Annotated in this window: 16 protein-coding genes; 1 reads left to right on the top strand and 15 read right to left on the bottom strand. The window is 71.7% G+C overall.

The window, feature by feature from the left end; translation table 11 throughout:
• Positions 1-46: 46 nt before the first annotated feature.
• The 6 genes from carB to pyrR form a co-directional block, all read right to left on the bottom strand.
• On the bottom strand, positions 47-3,355 hold the full coding sequence (carB, locus tag ACZ68P_RS29820; RefSeq protein WP_471011650.1) for a carbamoyl-phosphate synthase large subunit: 3,309 nt from the start codon (positions 3,353-3,355) through the stop codon (positions 47-49).
• Positions 3,348-4,511: a glutamine-hydrolyzing carbamoyl-phosphate synthase small subunit gene (gene carA / locus ACZ68P_RS29815; RefSeq protein WP_471011647.1), complete on the bottom strand. Its 1,164-nt coding sequence runs from the start codon at positions 4,509-4,511 to the stop codon at positions 3,348-3,350. Before carA ends, carB begins: the two co-directional genes overlap by 8 nt.
• Complete coding sequence (locus ACZ68P_RS29810; protein WP_365722667.1) at positions 4,508-5,086, bottom strand: PH-like domain-containing protein; 579 nt, start codon at positions 5,084-5,086, stop codon at positions 4,508-4,510. The genes carA and ACZ68P_RS29810 overlap by 4 nt, the downstream gene beginning before the upstream one ends.
• Positions 5,083-6,369 carry a dihydroorotase gene (locus ACZ68P_RS29805; protein ID WP_471011644.1) on the bottom strand — a complete coding sequence of 429 codons (1,287 nt, stop codon included), beginning with the start codon at positions 6,367-6,369 and terminating at the stop codon, positions 5,083-5,085. Before ACZ68P_RS29805 ends, ACZ68P_RS29810 begins: the two co-directional genes overlap by 4 nt.
• 2 nt (positions 6,370-6,371) lie before the next feature.
• Positions 6,372-7,352: an aspartate carbamoyltransferase catalytic subunit gene (locus ACZ68P_RS29800; protein WP_365722671.1), complete on the bottom strand. Its 981-nt coding sequence runs from the start codon at positions 7,350-7,352 to the stop codon at positions 6,372-6,374.
• An 85-nt stretch (positions 7,353-7,437) separates the two neighbouring features.
• Complete coding sequence (pyrR, locus tag ACZ68P_RS29795) at positions 7,438-8,001, bottom strand: bifunctional pyr operon transcriptional regulator/uracil phosphoribosyltransferase PyrR (protein ID WP_471011642.1); 564 nt, start codon at positions 7,999-8,001, stop codon at positions 7,438-7,440.
• 245 nt (positions 8,002-8,246) lie between these two features.
• Between pyrR and bldD the strand changes: the two genes are divergently transcribed.
• Entirely contained in the window at positions 8,247-8,747 is a 501-nt protein-coding gene (gene bldD / locus ACZ68P_RS29790) for a transcriptional regulator BldD (protein ID WP_030214967.1), read from the top strand.
• A gap of 301 nt (positions 8,748-9,048) precedes the next feature.
• On the opposite strand, the gene ACZ68P_RS29785 is transcribed toward bldD, so the two are convergent.
• The 9 genes from ACZ68P_RS29785 to ACZ68P_RS29745 all read right to left on the bottom strand — a co-directional run.
• Complete coding sequence (locus ACZ68P_RS29785) at positions 9,049-9,210, bottom strand: hypothetical protein (RefSeq protein ID WP_471011640.1); 162 nt, start codon at positions 9,208-9,210, stop codon at positions 9,049-9,051.
• Positions 9,211-9,242: 32 nt separating this feature from the next.
• The gene (nusB, locus tag ACZ68P_RS29780) at positions 9,243-9,674 is read right to left on the bottom strand and encodes a transcription antitermination factor NusB (protein ID WP_365722675.1); all 432 of its coding nucleotides are present in this window, start codon (positions 9,672-9,674) and stop codon (positions 9,243-9,245) included.
• Positions 9,675-9,676: 2 nt separating this feature from the next.
• Entirely contained in the window at positions 9,677-10,243 is a 567-nt protein-coding gene (efp, locus tag ACZ68P_RS29775) for an elongation factor P (protein ID WP_365722677.1), read from the bottom strand.
• 49 nt (positions 10,244-10,292) lie between these two features.
• Positions 10,293-11,399: an aminopeptidase P family protein gene (locus ACZ68P_RS29770; protein ID WP_471011637.1), complete on the bottom strand. Its 1,107-nt coding sequence runs from the start codon at positions 11,397-11,399 to the stop codon at positions 10,293-10,295.
• A 100-nt stretch (positions 11,400-11,499) separates the two neighbouring features.
• A complete protein-coding gene (locus tag ACZ68P_RS29765) occupies positions 11,500-12,477 on the bottom strand; it encodes an AAA family ATPase (protein ID WP_471011635.1) in 978 nt (325 codons plus the stop codon).
• 97 nt (positions 12,478-12,574) lie between these two features.
• The gene (gene aroQ, locus ACZ68P_RS29760; RefSeq protein ID WP_471011634.1) at positions 12,575-13,021 is read right to left on the bottom strand and encodes a type II 3-dehydroquinate dehydratase; all 447 of its coding nucleotides are present in this window, start codon (positions 13,019-13,021) and stop codon (positions 12,575-12,577) included.
• On the bottom strand, positions 13,018-14,112 hold the full coding sequence (gene aroB, locus ACZ68P_RS29755; RefSeq protein ID WP_471011632.1) for a 3-dehydroquinate synthase: 1,095 nt from the start codon (positions 14,110-14,112) through the stop codon (positions 13,018-13,020). The genes aroQ and aroB overlap by 4 nt, the downstream gene beginning before the upstream one ends.
• Positions 14,109-14,591, bottom strand: coding sequence for a shikimate kinase (locus ACZ68P_RS29750; RefSeq protein WP_471011774.1), 483 nt, complete (start codon positions 14,589-14,591; stop codon positions 14,109-14,111). Before ACZ68P_RS29750 ends, aroB begins: the two co-directional genes overlap by 4 nt.
• 29 nt (positions 14,592-14,620) lie before the next feature.
• A partial coding sequence (locus tag ACZ68P_RS29745) for a chorismate synthase (RefSeq protein ID WP_471011630.1) occupies positions 14,621-14,887 on the bottom strand: 267 nt, incomplete at its 5' end.

Here is a 14,887-nt window from a genome sequence, read left to right as displayed (position 1 = left end):
CCTCACCAAGAGGGGGACACCGTTTCCGGTGTCCCCCTCGTGGCTGCTAGTCGCGGGCCGCGGTCAGATGCGCCGCGTGTTCCTGGAGTGAGCGGACGCCCACGTCGCCGTGGCCGAGCGCCTCGATGCCCTGGACCGCCGCGGCGAGCGCCTGGACGGTGGTGAGGCACGGGACGCTGCGCGCGACCGCCGCCGTACGGATCTCGTAGCCGTCGAGGCGGCCGCCGGTGCCGTAGGGGGTGTTGACGATGAGGTCGACCTGACCGTCGTGGATGAGCTGGACGATCGTCTTCTCGCCGCCGGGGCCCTCGCCCTCGCTGAGCTTGCGCACGACGGTGGCGTTGATGCCGTTGCGCTTGAGGACCTCGGCCGTGCCGGAGGTGGCGAGCAGTTCGAAGCCGTGGGCGACGAGCTCGCGCGCCGGGAAGATCATCGAGCGCTTGTCGCGGTTGGCGACGGAGATGAACGCGCGGCCCTTGGTGGGCAGCGGGCCGTAGGCGCCGGCCTGCGACTTGGCGTAGGCCGTGCCGAAGACGGAGTCGATGCCCATGACCTCGCCGGTGGAGCGCATCTCCGGGCCGAGGATGGTGTCCACGCCGCGGCCCTGGATGTCGCGGAAGCGCGACCACGGCATCACGGCCTCCTTGACGGAGATCGGCGCGTCGAGCGGCAGGGTGCCGCCGTCGCCGGTCTTGGGCAGCAGGCCCTCCGCGCGCAGCTCGGCGATGGTGGCGCCGAGCGAGATGCGGGCGGCGGCCTTGGCCAGCGGCACGGCGGTCGCCTTCGAGGTGAAGGGGACGGTCCGCGAGGCGCGGGGGTTGGCCTCGAGGACGTACAGGATGTCGCCGGCCATGGCGAACTGGATGTTGATCAGTCCGCGCACGCCGACGCCCTTGGCGATCGCCTCGGTGGAGGCGCGCAGGCGCTTGATGTCGAAGCCGCCGAGCGTGATCGGGGGCAGGGCGCAGGCCGAGTCGCCGGAGTGGATGCCGGCCTCCTCGATGTGCTCCATGACGCCGCCGAGGTAGAGCTCGGTGCCGTCGTAGAGGGCGTCGACGTCGATCTCGATGGCGTCGTCGAGGAAGCGGTCGACCAGGACCGGCCGGGTGGGGCTGATCTCGGTGGACTCGGCGATGTACGCCTCCAGGCGGGCCTCGTCGTAGACGATCTCCATGCCGCGGCCGCCGAGGACGTACGACGGGCGTACGAGGACGGGGTAGCCGATCTCGTCGGCGATGGCCTTGGCGCCGGCGAAGGTGGTCGCTGTGCCGTGCTTCGGGGCGGGGAGTCCGGCCTCGGCGAGGACCCGGCCGAAGGCGCCGCGGTCCTCGGCGGCGTGGATGGCCTCCGGGGAGGTGCCGACGACCGGCACGCCGTTGTCCTTGAGCGCCTGGGAGAGGCCCAGCGGGGTCTGGCCGCCGAGCTGGACGACGACGCCGGCGACGGGGCCGGCGAGCGTCTCGGCGTGGACGATCTCCAGGACGTCCTCCAGGGTGAGCGGCTCGAAGTAGAGCCGGTCGGAGGTGTCGTAGTCGGTGGAGACGGTCTCGGGGTTGCAGTTGACCATCACGGTCTCGTAGCCCGCGTCGCTGAGCGCGAAGGAGGCGTGGACGCAGGAGTAGTCGAACTCGATGCCCTGGCCGATGCGGTTCGGGCCGGAGCCCAGGATGATCACGGCGGGCTTCTCGCGCGGCGCGACCTCGCTCTCCTCGTCGTACGAGGAGTAGAAGTACGGCGTCTTGGCGGCGAACTCGGCGGCGCAGGTGTCGACCGTCTTGTAGACGGGGCGGACACCGAGGGCGTGCCGGACCTCGCGGACGACGTCCTCGCGCAGGCCGCGGATCTCGGCGATCTGGGCGTCGGAGAAGCCGTGGCGCTTGGCCTCGGCGAGGAGCTCGGGGTGGAGCTTCTCGGCGGCGGTCAGCTCGTCGGCGATCTCCTTGACGAGGAAGAGCTGGTCGACGAACCAGGGGTCGATCTTCGTGGCGTCGAAGACCTCCTCCGGGGTGGCGCCGGCGCGAATGGCCTGCATGACGGTGTTGATGCGGCCGTCGGTGGGCCGGACCGCCTCGCGCAGCAGCTCGGCCTTGTCGCCGGGCTCGCCGACGAAGGTGAACTGCGAGCCCTTCTTCTCCAGGGAGCGCAGGGCCTTCTGGAGGGCCTCGGTGAAGTTGCGGCCGATGGCCATGGCCTCGCCGACCGACTTCATGGTCGTGGTGAGCGTGGAGTCGGCCTGCGGGAACTTCTCGAAGGCGAAGCGCGGGGCCTTGACGACGACGTAGTCGAGCGTGGGCTCGAAGGAGGCCGGGGTCTTCTCCGTGATGTCGTTGGGGATCTCGTCCAGCGTGTAGCCGACGGCGAGACGCGCGGCGATCTTCGCGATCGGGAAGCCGGTCGCCTTGGAGGCGAGGGCGGAGGAGCGCGAGACGCGGGGGTTCATCTCGATGACGATGATCCGGCCGTCGTCCGGGTTGACCGCGAACTGGATGTTGCAGCCGCCGGTGTCGACGCCGACCTCGCGGATGATGGCGATGCCGATGTCCCGCAGCCGCTGGTACTCGCGGTCGGTGAGGGTCATCGCCGGGGCGACCGTGATCGAGTCGCCGGTGTGGACGCCCATGGGGTCGAAGTTCTCGATGGAGCAGACGACCACGACGTTGTCGTTCTTGTCGCGCATCAGCTCCAGCTCGTACTCCTTCCAGCCGAGGATGGACTCCTCCAGGAGCACCTCGGTGGTCGGGGAGAGCGTCAGGCCCTGGCCGGCGATGCGGCGCAGCTCGTCCTCGTCGTGGGCGAAGCCGGAGCCGGCGCCGCCCATCGTGAAGGAGGGGCGGACGACGACGGGGTAGCCGCCGAGCGTCTCGACACCCTGGAGGACGTCGTCCATGGAGTGGCAGATGACCGAGCGGGCGGACTCGCCGTAGCCGATCTTGGCTTTGACGGCCTCGACGACGCCCTTGAAGAGGTCGCGGTCCTCGCCCTTGTGGATGGCCTCGACGTTGGCGCCGATGAGCTCGACGCCGTACTTCTCCAGGACGCCCTGCTCGTGCATGGAGATCGCGGTGTTGAGCGCGGTCTGGCCGCCGAGGGTGGGCAGGAGGGCGTCGGGGCGCTCCTTGGCGATGATCTTCTCGACGAACTCGGGCGTGATCGGCTCGACGTAGGTGGCGTCGGCGATCTCCGGGTCGGTCATGATCGTGGCCGGGTTGGAGTTGACCAGGATCACCCGCAGGCCCTCGGCCTTGAGGATGCGGCAGGCCTGGGTGCCGGAGTAGTCGAACTCGGCGGCCTGGCCGATGACGATCGGGCCGGAGCCGATGACCAGGACGGACTGGATATCGGTGCGCTTAGGCACGCTCGGCCTCCATCAGGGATACGAAACGGTCGAAGAGGTACGCGGCGTCGTGCGGGCCCGCGGCCGCCTCGGGGTGGTACTGGACGCTGAAGGCCGGCCGGTCGAGCAGCTGGAGGCCCTCGACGACCTGGTCGTTCAGGCAGACGTGGGAGACCTCGGCGCGCCCGAAGGGGGTGTCCGAGACCTTGTCGAGGGGGGCGTCGACGGCGAAGCCGTGGTTGTGCGCGGTGACCTCGACCTTGCCGGTCGTACGGTCCTGCACCGGCTGGTTGATGCCGCGGTGGCCGTACTTCAGCTTGTAGGTGCCGAAGCCGAGCGCGCGGCCCAGGATCTGGTTGCCGAAGCAGATGCCGAAGAGCGGGGTCCTGCGCTCGAGGACGCCCTGCATGACGGAGACGGGGCCGTCGGCGGTGGCCGGGTCGCCGGGGCCGTTGGAGAAGAACACGCCGTCCGGCTCGACCGCGTAGACGTCCTCGACGGTGGCGGTGGCGGGCAGCACGTGGACCTCGATGCCGCGCTCCGCCATCCGGTGCGGGGTCATGCCCTTGATGCCGAGGTCGACGGCGGCGACGGTGAACTTCTTCTCACCGATGGCGGGGACGACGTACGTCTCCTTGGTGGCGACCTCCGCGGAGAGGTTCGCGCCCTTCATCTGCGGGGCTTCCTTGACGCGGGCCAGCAGGGCCTCGTCGCGGACGCCCGTCCAGGCGTCGCCGGAGAAGATGCCGACGCGCATGGCGCCGCGCTCGCGCAGGTGGCGGGTGAGGGCGCGGGTGTCGATGCCGGAGATGCCGACGACGCCCTGGGCCGCGAGCTCCTCGTCGAGCGAGCGCCGGGCCCGCCAGTTGGAGGAGACGCGGGCGGGGTCACGGACGACGTAGCCGGCGACCCAGATCTTCGCGGACTCGGGGTCCTCGTCGTTGACGCCGGTGTTGCCGACGTGCGGGGCGGTCATCACGACGACCTGACGGTGGTACGACGGGTCGGTGAGCGTCTCCTGGTAGCCGGTCATGCCGGTGGAGAACACGGCCTCGCCGAAGGTCTCCCCCACGGCCCCGTAGGCGCGGCCGCGGAAGACGCGGCCGTCCTCCAGGACGAGTACGGCGGGAAGCGACCCCTTCCGCTGCGAGGCCGTCCCCGGATTGGAGGTTGTCATCGTGCGGTGCCTTCCGTCGGAGTGGTGCTGTTCTTCGCGTGCATGGAATTGACGGCCTCGACCCAGGCGGTGTGCTCCGCCGCGCGGTCGGACCGGAAGCCCGAGTCCAGGAGCTGATCGCCGTGCGCCCAGGTCACGATCAGCAGCCCTCCCTCGGCGAGGACCTTGCCGGCGATGCCCTTGTCGAGCCGGGCCTCGCGCAGCTGCTCGGCGGGGACGAAGAAGTCGGTCGCCCCGGGGCGTACGACTTCCAGGCCCGCGTCGGTCAGCGTGAGCTCGACCCTGCTGCGGGTGCCCAGGCCGTGCGCGACGATCCGGTCGAGCCACTGCCCGGCGGTCGTCGAGCCGTGGTAGCGGCCGGTCATGCTCAGTTTCGCCTCACCCGGCGTCCGGGGCATTCCCGGCAGCTCCGGCAGGTCCGACTGGAGGCTGCCGCGCCACTTCCATCCCTGGCGCATCAGCCAGTAGACGAAGGCGACGAACAGCGCCAGGCCGACCAGCCAGCCGATGCGTCCGGCCCAGTTGGTGACCTCCGCCGATTTCTCCCCGGCGGCCAGGATGATCAGAGATGTCACGCCAGCTTCCCGTCCACGAGCGTCGCCCGGCCCCGCAGGAAGGTGTGGGTGACGCGTCCCGGCAGCTCGCGGCCCTCGTAGGGGGTGTTGCGGCTGCGGGAGGCGAAGCCCGCGGGGTCCACGGCTCCACGGTATGCCGGATCGACCAGGGTCAGGTTGGCGGGCTCACCTGCCGAGACGGGGCGTCCGTGGCCCTCGGCCCGGCCGATCCGCGCGGGCGTGACGGACATGCGGTCGGCCACGCCGGCCCAGTCGAGCAGCCCGGTCTCCACCATCGTCTGCTGGACGACGGAGAGCGCGGTCTCCAGGCCGACCATGCCCATGGCGGCCGCGGCCCACTCGCAGTCCTTGTCCTCGTGCGGGTGCGGGGCGTGGTCGGTGGCGACGATGTCGATGGTGCCGTCGGCCAGGGCCTCGCGCAGCGCCATCACGTCACGCTCGGTGCGCAGCGGCGGGTTGACCTTGTACACGGGGTTGTAGGTGCGGACCAGCTCGTCGGTCAGCAGCAGGTGGTGCGGGGTGACCTCGGCGGTGACGTCGATGCCGCGGGACTTGGCCCAGCGGACGATCTCGACCGAGCCGGCGGTGGAGAGGTGGCAGATGTGGACGCGGGAGCCGACGTGCTCGGCGAGGAGGACGTCGCGGGCGATGATCGACTCCTCGGCCACGGCCGGCCAGCCGCCGAGACCCAGCTCGGCGGAGACGACGCCCTCGTTCATCTGGGCGCCCTCGGTGAGGCGGGGCTCCTGGGCGTGCTGCGCGACGACGCCGCCGAAGGCCTTCACGTACTCCAGCGCGCGGCGCATGATCACGGCGTCGTCGACGCACTTGCCGTCGTCGGAGAAGACGGTGACGCCGGCGGCGGAGTCGTGCATGGCGCCCAGCTCGGCGAGCTTCTTGCCCTCGAGGCCGACGGTGACGGCGCCGATGGGCTGCACGTCGCAGTAGCCGGACTCCTTGCCGAGGCGGTAGACCTGCTCGACGACGCCGGCGGTGTCGGCGACGGGGAAGGTGTTGGCCATGGCGAAGACGGCGGTGTAGCCGCCGGAGGCGGCGGCCCGGGTGCCGGTGAGGACGGTCTCGGAGTCCTCACGGCCGGGCTCGCGCAGGTGGGTGTGGAGGTCGACCAGGCCGGGCAGCAGGACGCGGCCCTCGGCCTCGACGACCGTGGCACCCTCGGCGGACAGGCCGGTGCCGACGGCGGCGATGCTCTCGCCCTCGATGAGGACGTCCTGGGCCTCGCCGCCAAGCACCTGCGCACCGCGGATAAGGATCTTGCTCATGGTTACTTGGTCTCCTCGGTACGGTGGTGGGTGACGGCGGGCTCGTTGCCGCCCAGGAGCAGGTAGAGGACCGCCATCCGGATGGAGACGCCGTTGGCGACCTGCTCGATGACCGTGCAGCGGTCGGAGTCGGCGACCTCCGCGGTGATCTCCATGCCCCGGACCATCGGGCCGGGGTGCATGACGACGGCGTGCTCGGGCATCCTCGCCATCCGGTCGCCGTCGAGTCCGTACCGGCGCGAGTACTCGCGCTCGGTCGGGAAGAAGGCGGCGTTCATCCGCTCGCGCTGCACACGGAGCATCATCACGGCGTCGGACTTCGGCAGCACGCTGTCGAGGTCGTAGCTGATGTCGCAGGGCCAGGCCTCGACGCCGACGGGGACGAGGGTGGGAGGGGCGACCAGGGTGACCTCGGCGCCGAGGGTGTGCAGCAGGTCGACGTTGGAGCGGGCGACCCGGCTGTGCAGGATGTCGCCGACCAGCGTCACCCGCTTGCCCGCGAGGTCCTGGCCGAGGCCGGCGTCGCGGCCGACGAGGCGGCGGCGCAGGGTGAAGGCGTCCAGCAGGGCCTGGGTGGGGTGCTGGTGGGTGCCGTCCCCGGCGTTGATGACGGGGGCGTCGATCCAGCCGGAGGTGGCGAGACGGTAGGGGGCGCCGGAGGCGCTGTGCCGGATGACGACCGCGTCGACGCCCATGGCCTCCAGGGTCTGGGCGGTGTCCTTGAGGGACTCCCCCTTGGAGACGCTGGAGCCCTTGGCGGCGAAGTTGATGACGTCCGCGGAGAGGCGCTTCTCGGCGGCCTCGAAGGAGATCCGGGTGCGGGTGGAGTCCTCGAAGAAGAGGTTGCAGATCGTACGGCCGCGCAGCGCGGGCAGCTTCTTGATCGGCCGGTCGGCCACCCGGGCCATCTCCTCGGCGGTGTCGAGGATGAGGACGGCGTCGTCGCGGGTGAGGTCGGCGGCCGAGATGAGGTGACGCATCATCGGGGGTTCGCTCCGTGTGGTGGCGAGTGTGAGGGCGTGCGGGCACGCAGGGGCGTGCCCTGGACCCGTCGGGGTGCCGGTACGGCTAGGAGGCGGGCTTGCCACCGAGCAGGACGGTGTCGCGACCGTCCTCCTCGGCGAGCTGCACCTTGACCGTCTCCCGCAGCGACGTGGGGATGTTCTTGCCGACGTAGTCGGCACGGATCGGGAGTTCGCGGTGGCCGCGGTCGACGAGGACCGCGAGCTGGACGGCGCGGGGGCGGCCGAGGTCGCCGAGCGCGTCGAGCGCGGCGCGGATGGTGCGGCCGGAGAAGAGCACGTCGTCGACCAGGACGACCAGGCGGTCGTCGATGCCGTCGGCGGGGATGTCGGTGCGCCCGATGGCCCGGGCGGGCTTCATCCGCAGGTCGTCGCGGTACATCGTGATGTCGAGGGAGCCGACCGGGATCTTCCGCCCGGTGATCTCCGCGAGCTTGTCGGCCAGCCGGCGGGCGAGGAACACGCCGCGCGTGGGGATGCCGAGGAGCACCACGTCGTCGGCGCCCTTGGCGCGCTCGACGATCTCGTGGGCGATGCGGGTCAGTACCCGCGCGATGTCGGGGCCCTCGAGAACAGGGCGTGCGGCATCGGTGTGCTGCTGTGCGTCCATATGAAACGGACCTCCTTCTCCGCCTCACGGGACGGTTCTTAAAGGACGTCGGAATTGCGCCTTCGACTGTAGCAGGGGCGGGCGACGGCCCTGCTCACACCCCCGCCGCCGCTCCGGCGCCGTCGCCCGGGAGGGGTCGGTACGGACCATTCGGCTTGACGGAGACAAGTAACGCTGCGTAACCTCACAGTGAGTTACCAGCCACGCGGCGGAGCCGCACGTTGTCACAGCGTCCGGGGAGCTATATGTCCAGCGAATACGCAAAGCAGCTCGGGGCCAAGCTCCGTGCCATCCGCACCCAGCAGGGCCTTTCCCTCCACGGTGTGGAAGAGAAGTCCCAGGGCCGCTGGAAGGCCGTCGTGGTCGGCTCGTACGAGCGCGGCGACCGCGCGGTGACGGTTCAGCGCCTCGCCGAGCTGGCGGACTTCTACGGCGTCCCGGTGCAGGAGCTCCTGCCCGGCACGACCCCCGGCGGTGCCGCCGAGCCGCCGCCGAAGCTGGTCCTGGACCTGGAGCGCCTGGCCCACGTCCCGCAGGAGAAGGCCGGCCCGCTCCAGCGTTACGCGGCGACGATCCAGTCCCAGCGCGGGGACTACAACGGCAAGGTGCTGTCGATCCGCCAGGACGACCTGCGCACCCTCGCCGTGATCTACGACCAGTCGCCCTCGGTGCTGACCGAGCAGCTGATCAGCTGGGGCGTCCTGGACGCGGACGCGCGCCGTGCGGTCGCTCACGAGGACAGCTGATACTCACCCGCTGAACGACTCAGCAGAAACGTTGCCGCCGGGGTGGCGGAAGGCCTTCGGGTCCTCCGCCACGCCGGCGGTTTCGTCGTCTCCGGGCGCCCGCGTACGCCCCTGAGCGCCGTCGCGCGGCGGCGTGCGCCGTCACGGGGCATCGGACGCGGTCGCGCGCGGCCTGCGGGTCTGTGGACGGGGGAACGGGAAGCGGGGGGGCGCGCACGGCCTGCGGGTCCGTGGGCGGGGTTGCGGCAGCCTCGGGCGCCGTCGTACGCGCCCCGCGCCCCTGTGCGCGGTGTGCGGGGCCCTACGGCGTCGTGCGGTCCACGTACGGGCCGTACGACCCCGTCGGCCCGTCGTACGGCTCGAAGCGCGCTCGCACGTGCTCGTACGGCGGAGGGGCATCACGGACGGCGACAAGGCCCCAGAGGGCGCGCACGCCGAAGGGGCCCGCGGCAGTGCGTGCCACGGACCCCTTCGACTGCCGGGAGGGCGCCTCGTTCAGGCGTCCCGGCGCAGGCGCGGCTTCAGGTCCTTGAAGCGGGCCAGCAGGCCGTTGACGAAGGTCGGCGACTCGTCGGTGGAGAACTCCTTGGCGAGCTGCACCGCCTCGTCGATCGCCACGGCGTCCGGAGTCTCGTCCAGCCAGATCAGCTCGTACGCACCAAGGCGCACGATGTTCCGGTCGGCGACCGGCATCCGGTCCAGGTCCCAGTCCACCGCGTAGGTCGCGATGAGCTCGTCGATGCGGGCCACGTGGTCCGCGTACCCCTCGACCAGCTGCATCGTGAACTCGCTGACCGCCGCCTGGCGGTCGTCGGACCGGGCGTGCCGGACCCAGTCCGCGAGGACCTGCTGCACGGAGGCCCCGCGCTGGTCGGCCTCGAAGAGGATCTGGAAGGCGCGCTTACGGGCGTTGCTGCGGGCAGCCACGGTTAGCTGTTCACCCGGCCGAGGTAGTCGCTCGTGCGGGTGTCGACCTTGATCTTCTCACCGGTGGTGATGAAGAGCGGGACCTGGATCTCGTGGCCGGTCTCCAGCGTCGCCGGCTTGGTGCCGCCGGTGGAGCGGTCGCCCTGGACGCCCGGGTCGGTGTGCTGGATGGTCAGCTCGACGGCGGCGGGCAGCTCGACGTAGAGCACCGCGCCCTCGTGCTGCGCGACCGAGGCGGTGAAGCCCTCGATCAGGAAGTTGGCGGCGTCGCCGACGGCCTTGCGCTCGACCATCAGCTGGTCGTACGTCTGCATGTCCATGAAGACGAAGTAGTCGCCGTCCATGTACGAGAACTGCATGTCACGGCGGTCGATGGTGGCCGTCTCGACCTTCACACCGGCGTTGAAGGTCTTGTCGACGACCTTGCCGGAGAGCACGTTCTTGAGCTTGGTGCGCACGAAGGCCGGGCCCTTGCCGGGCTTGACGTGCTGGAACTCGACGACGGACCAGAGCTGGTCCCCGTCGAGCTTGAGCACCATGCCGTTCTTGAGGTCGTTCGTGGAAGCCACGGTTGCGGAATCTCCTGGACTGACGTGGGACCACGGAGGCGTACGCGCCCTAGAGCGCGAGCAGCTCCTTGGTCGTGATGGTGAGTAGCTCGGGTCCGCCGTCCGCCTCCTGGCGCACGACGAGCGTGTCATCGATCCGGACTCCGCCCCGGCCCGGGAGGTGGACCCCCGGTTCGACGGTGACCGGCACACAAGCGTCCAGTTTACCCATGGCCGCGGGTGCGATCTGCGGGTCCTCGTCGATTTCCAGGCCGACCCCGTGCCCGGTGAGCGCGGGAACGGCCTCCGCGAGGCCCGCCCCGTCCAGGATCTGACGGGCCGCTCGGTCCACGTCGCGGTACTCGGCGCCCGGCGCGAGCGACTCCCGTCCGGCCCGCTGAGCGGCGAAGACAAGGTCGTAGAGCTCGATCTGCCAGTCCGCAGGAGTCGTCCCGATGACGAACGTGCGCCCGATCTCGCAACGGTACCCGCGGTAGTTGGCGCCGAGGCAGACCGACAGGAAATCGCCCTCCTCGACCCGGCGGTCGGTGGGCCGGTGCCCGCTCCGGCCGGAGTTCGGGCCGGTGGCCACGGAGGTCGGGAAGGCCGCGCCGTCCGCGCCGTGGTCGACCAGCCGCCGCTCCAGCTCCAGGGCGAGATGGCGCTCGGTCCTGCCGACCAGGATGGACTCGAGGAGCTCGCCGAGGGCCTGGTCGGCGATCTCGGCGGCGATCCGCAGACAGGTGATCTCGTCCTCGTCCTTGACGATCCGCAGCTGCTCCACCGCCCCGCGCAGGTCCGCCAGCCGCAGCCGGGGCGCCATCGAGCCCATGGCCCGGTGGCGGGCCACGGTCAGGTGGTGTTCCTCGACGGCGAGGGCGTCGGCGCCGGCCTGGCCGGCGATGCCGACGGCCGTGACGGCCGGATCACCGCCGCCGGTGGGCAGGACCTTCTGCCGGAGCGCCTCGTCCAGCCGTCCGTCGGCCGGATCGCCGCCGGGCGGTACGGGGCAGAGCAGCACGTCCTCGTCCGGACCGACCAGCAGGACGGCACCGGGGGGCGAGGCGCCCGCGAGATAGCGGACGTTGGCGGGGCGGGAGACCAGGGCCGCCGGGCTGCCCGCCGCCGCGCACCGGTCGCGCAGCCGCACGCGGCGGTCCGCATACACCTGTGACATGTTCCGAGCCTACGAGGGGCCGGGCGTCCTGGCCTGCTCAGCGCCGCCGACCGGAGCAACGGCGTGCACTTCGGGCCATCGCCGCCCGTCGCCCGCCCGGCTACCAGGCGGGCGGGCTGGCTATGGAGCGGGCGAGGACCTCGTCGAGGACCCGCGCCGTGGTCTCCACGTCGTACTTGGAGTTGTCGATGATCGGCAGGCCGGAGCCGTACCAGCCGGCCATCCTGCCGTGGATGGAGGCGACCTCCTCGTCCGACAGGCGCCGGTTGCCGCTGCGCTCGGCGTTGCGCTCCAGGACGATCTCCAGCCCGGGCAGGAGGACCACGGGGAGCAGTCCCGGGCCGACGTGGCGCTTCCAGCCGCCGAGGCCGACGACGGGCCGGTCGGGGAAGACGGCGTCGTCGAGGATGCAGGAGATGCCGTTGGCGAGGAAGTTCCGGGCGGCGAAGCCGCAGGTGCGGCGGGCGAGCCGGTACTGCGCCTCGGAGTGCTCGTTCCAGCCCGACTGCGGGTCGGCGAAGCCGGAGCAGACCCATTCCCGGACGTCGTCGAGGCTGATGTGCGCGGTGGGGACGCGGCGTCGCTGGGCCCAGTGGCGCGCGACGGTCGTCTTGCCCGCGCCGGCGGGACCGATCAGCAGGACGGCGAGGGTCGCCGTGCCGGTGCCGGGCTCGGCGTGCAGCGCCGCGGGCAGCGGGACCGGCGGCAGCTGGACGTGCGCGGTGGTGTCCCGGGGCGGGCCGACGGGGGCGGAGGCCGAGTGGGGCGCGCCCGGATGCGGCGGGCCGGGGTGCTGCGCGCCCGGATGCGGCGGGCCGGAGTGCTGCGGGCCGGGCGCCTGGGGCATGCCGCCGCCCCAGCCGGGTGCGGGCAGACCCGGAGGCGGTCCCTGCGGCAGGGGGTGATGGCCCTGCGGCGCGGGCTGTGGAGGTGCGCCCTGCGGGCGGGCCGGGTGCGGGGGCGGTGCCTGCGGTCCGCCATGGGCCAGTGCCGGGGGCGGGGCCTGGTGGCCGCCCTGGGCCGCCGTCCACCCCGACTGCTCGTGCGGTGGCAACGGAGCCCCCACTGCGTGCTGCATCCGGTGCCACTCCGTCTCGTACGGCCGATACTTCCGGGAACGTTACCGCCCCCGGTCCCCGCAGGGGGAACGGCCGGGGGCGGTCGGCAGTGCCCTGTCAGCCGGTCGATTCCTCGGCGAGGGCGCGCAGGGCGAGCCGGTAGGAGCCGATGCCGAATCCGGCGATGGTCCCGCTCGCGACCGCGGCGACGACCGAGGTGTGGCGGAACTCCTCCCTGGTGTACGGGTTCGAGATGTGCACCTCGATGAGCGGGGCGGTCCGCTGGGCGGCCGCGTCGCGCATTCCGTACGAGTAGTGCGTGAAGGCGCCGGGGTTGAGAACGACCGGAATCGAACCGTCGGCCGCCTCGTGCAGCCAGCGGATCATCTCTCCCTCGTCGTTGGTCTCCCTGACCTCCACGTCGAAGCCCAGCTCGGCGCCGAGGGCCCGGCAGGACTCCGTGAGGCCCTTGTAGGACGTGGCGCCGTAGATGTCGGGCTCGCGGGAGCCGAGCCTGCCGAGGTTCGGGCCGTTGAGCACCAGCACGGGACGCAGCTCGCTCACGCGGACACCTCGCCGTAGGCCGCGACGAGCACCGCCGGGTCGGGTCCCTCCAGGACGGTCGGCTTGCCGAGTCCGTCGAGGACGATGAAGCGCAGCAGGTCGCCGCGGGACTTCTTGTCGACCTTCATGGTGTCGAGCAGCTTGGGCCACTGGTCCCCGCGGTAGGTCAGCGGCAGGCCGACCGATTCCAGGACGGCGCGGTGGCGGTCGGCGGTGGCGTCGTCGAGCCGTCCGGCGAGCCGGCCGAGTTCGGCGGCGAAGACCATGCCGACGGAGACGGCGGCGCCGTGGCGCCATGTGTAGCGCTCGTTCTTCTCGATCGCGTGGGCCAGGGTGTGGCCGTAGTTGAGGATCTCGCGCCGCCCCGACTCCTTGAGGTCGCCGGAGACGACCTCGGCCTTGACCCGGATCGACCGGACGATCAGCTCGGCGGTGTGCGGTCCTGCGGGCGTACGGGCCGCCTGCGGGTCCTCCTCGATCAGGTCGAGGATGGCCGGGTCGGCGATGAACCCGGCCTTGATGATCTCCGCCAGGCCGCTGACGTAGTCGTTGACCGGGAGCGAGTCCAGCGCGGCCAGGTCGCAGAGCACTCCGGCGGGCGGGTGGAAGGCTCCGACGAGGTTCTTGCCCTCGGCGGTGTTGATGCCGGTCTTGCCACCCACGGCCGCGTCGACCATGGCGAGGACCGTGGTGGGGACGGCGATCCAGCGCACGCCCCGCAGCCAGCTCGCCGCGACGAAACCGGCCAGGTCGGTGGTCGCGCCGCCGCCCACGCCCACGATGACGTCGGTGCGGGTGAAGCCGGTCTGTCCGAGCGCCTTCCAGCAGTAGGCCGCGACCTCGACGGTCTTGGCCTCCTCGGCGTTCGGCACCTGGATGGCGACGGCTTCGTAGCCCTGGCCGGCGAGGTCGGCGCGCAGCGCCTCGCCCGTCTCGGCGAGCGCCTCGGGGTGGATCACGGCGACGCGCTTGGCCTTGTCGCCGATGAGGGCGGGAAGCTCGGCGAGCAGCTGCCGCCCGACCAGCACCTCGTACGGATCCGTGCCCGCCGAGCCGCCGACGTGGATACGGGTCACTTCCTGGTCCGTCATACGTCCTTCAGCTCCAGTGCGTCGAGGACCGCGCTCGCGACCTCTTCGGGGGTGCGGTCGTCCGTGGCCACGACGACCCGTGCTACTTCGGTGTAGAGGTGGCGGCGCGCCTCCATCAGCTCGCGCCACTGGCGGCGCGGGTTGACGGCGAGCAGCGGCCGCGCGGTGTTGAGACCGACGCGGCGGACCGCCTCCTCGACGTCCATCGAGAGATAGGCGACGGGCAGCCCGGTGAGGAGGGCGCGGGTGCCGGCGTCGAGGACGGCGCCGCCGCCGAGCGCGAGGACGCCCTCGTGCTCGGCGACCGCGGTCCGTACGGCGTCCCGTTCCAGGGCGCGGAAGTGCTCCTCGCCGTCCTCGATGAAGATGTCCGAGATCTCGCGGCCCTGGGCGGCGACGATGTCGGCGTCGGTGTCGCGGTAGGGCGCGTCGAGCAGCTCGGCCAGGAGCGCTCCCACCGTGGACTTGCCCGAGCCCATCGGCCCGACCAGGACGACCAGGGGTCCGGTCACCGGATCTGGAGGTTGTCGAGGTAGGAGCGGACGTTGCGGCGGGTCTCGGTCACGCTGTCGCCGCCGAACTTCTCGACGACGGCGTCGGCGAGGACGAGCGCGACCATGGCCTCGGCGACGATGCCGGCGGCCGGGACCGCGCAGACGTCGGAGCGCTGGTGGTGCGCCTGGGTCGCCTCGCCCGTGACGACGTCCACGGTGGCCAGAGCACGCGGGACGGTGGCGATCGGCTTCATCGCGGCCCGCACCCGCAGCAGTTCACC

This window comes from Streptomyces sp. NPDC036822 (assembly GCF_055609145.1).
The sequence above is the reverse complement of the archived record's forward strand: the minus strand, read 5'-3'. Positions and strand labels throughout refer to the sequence as shown.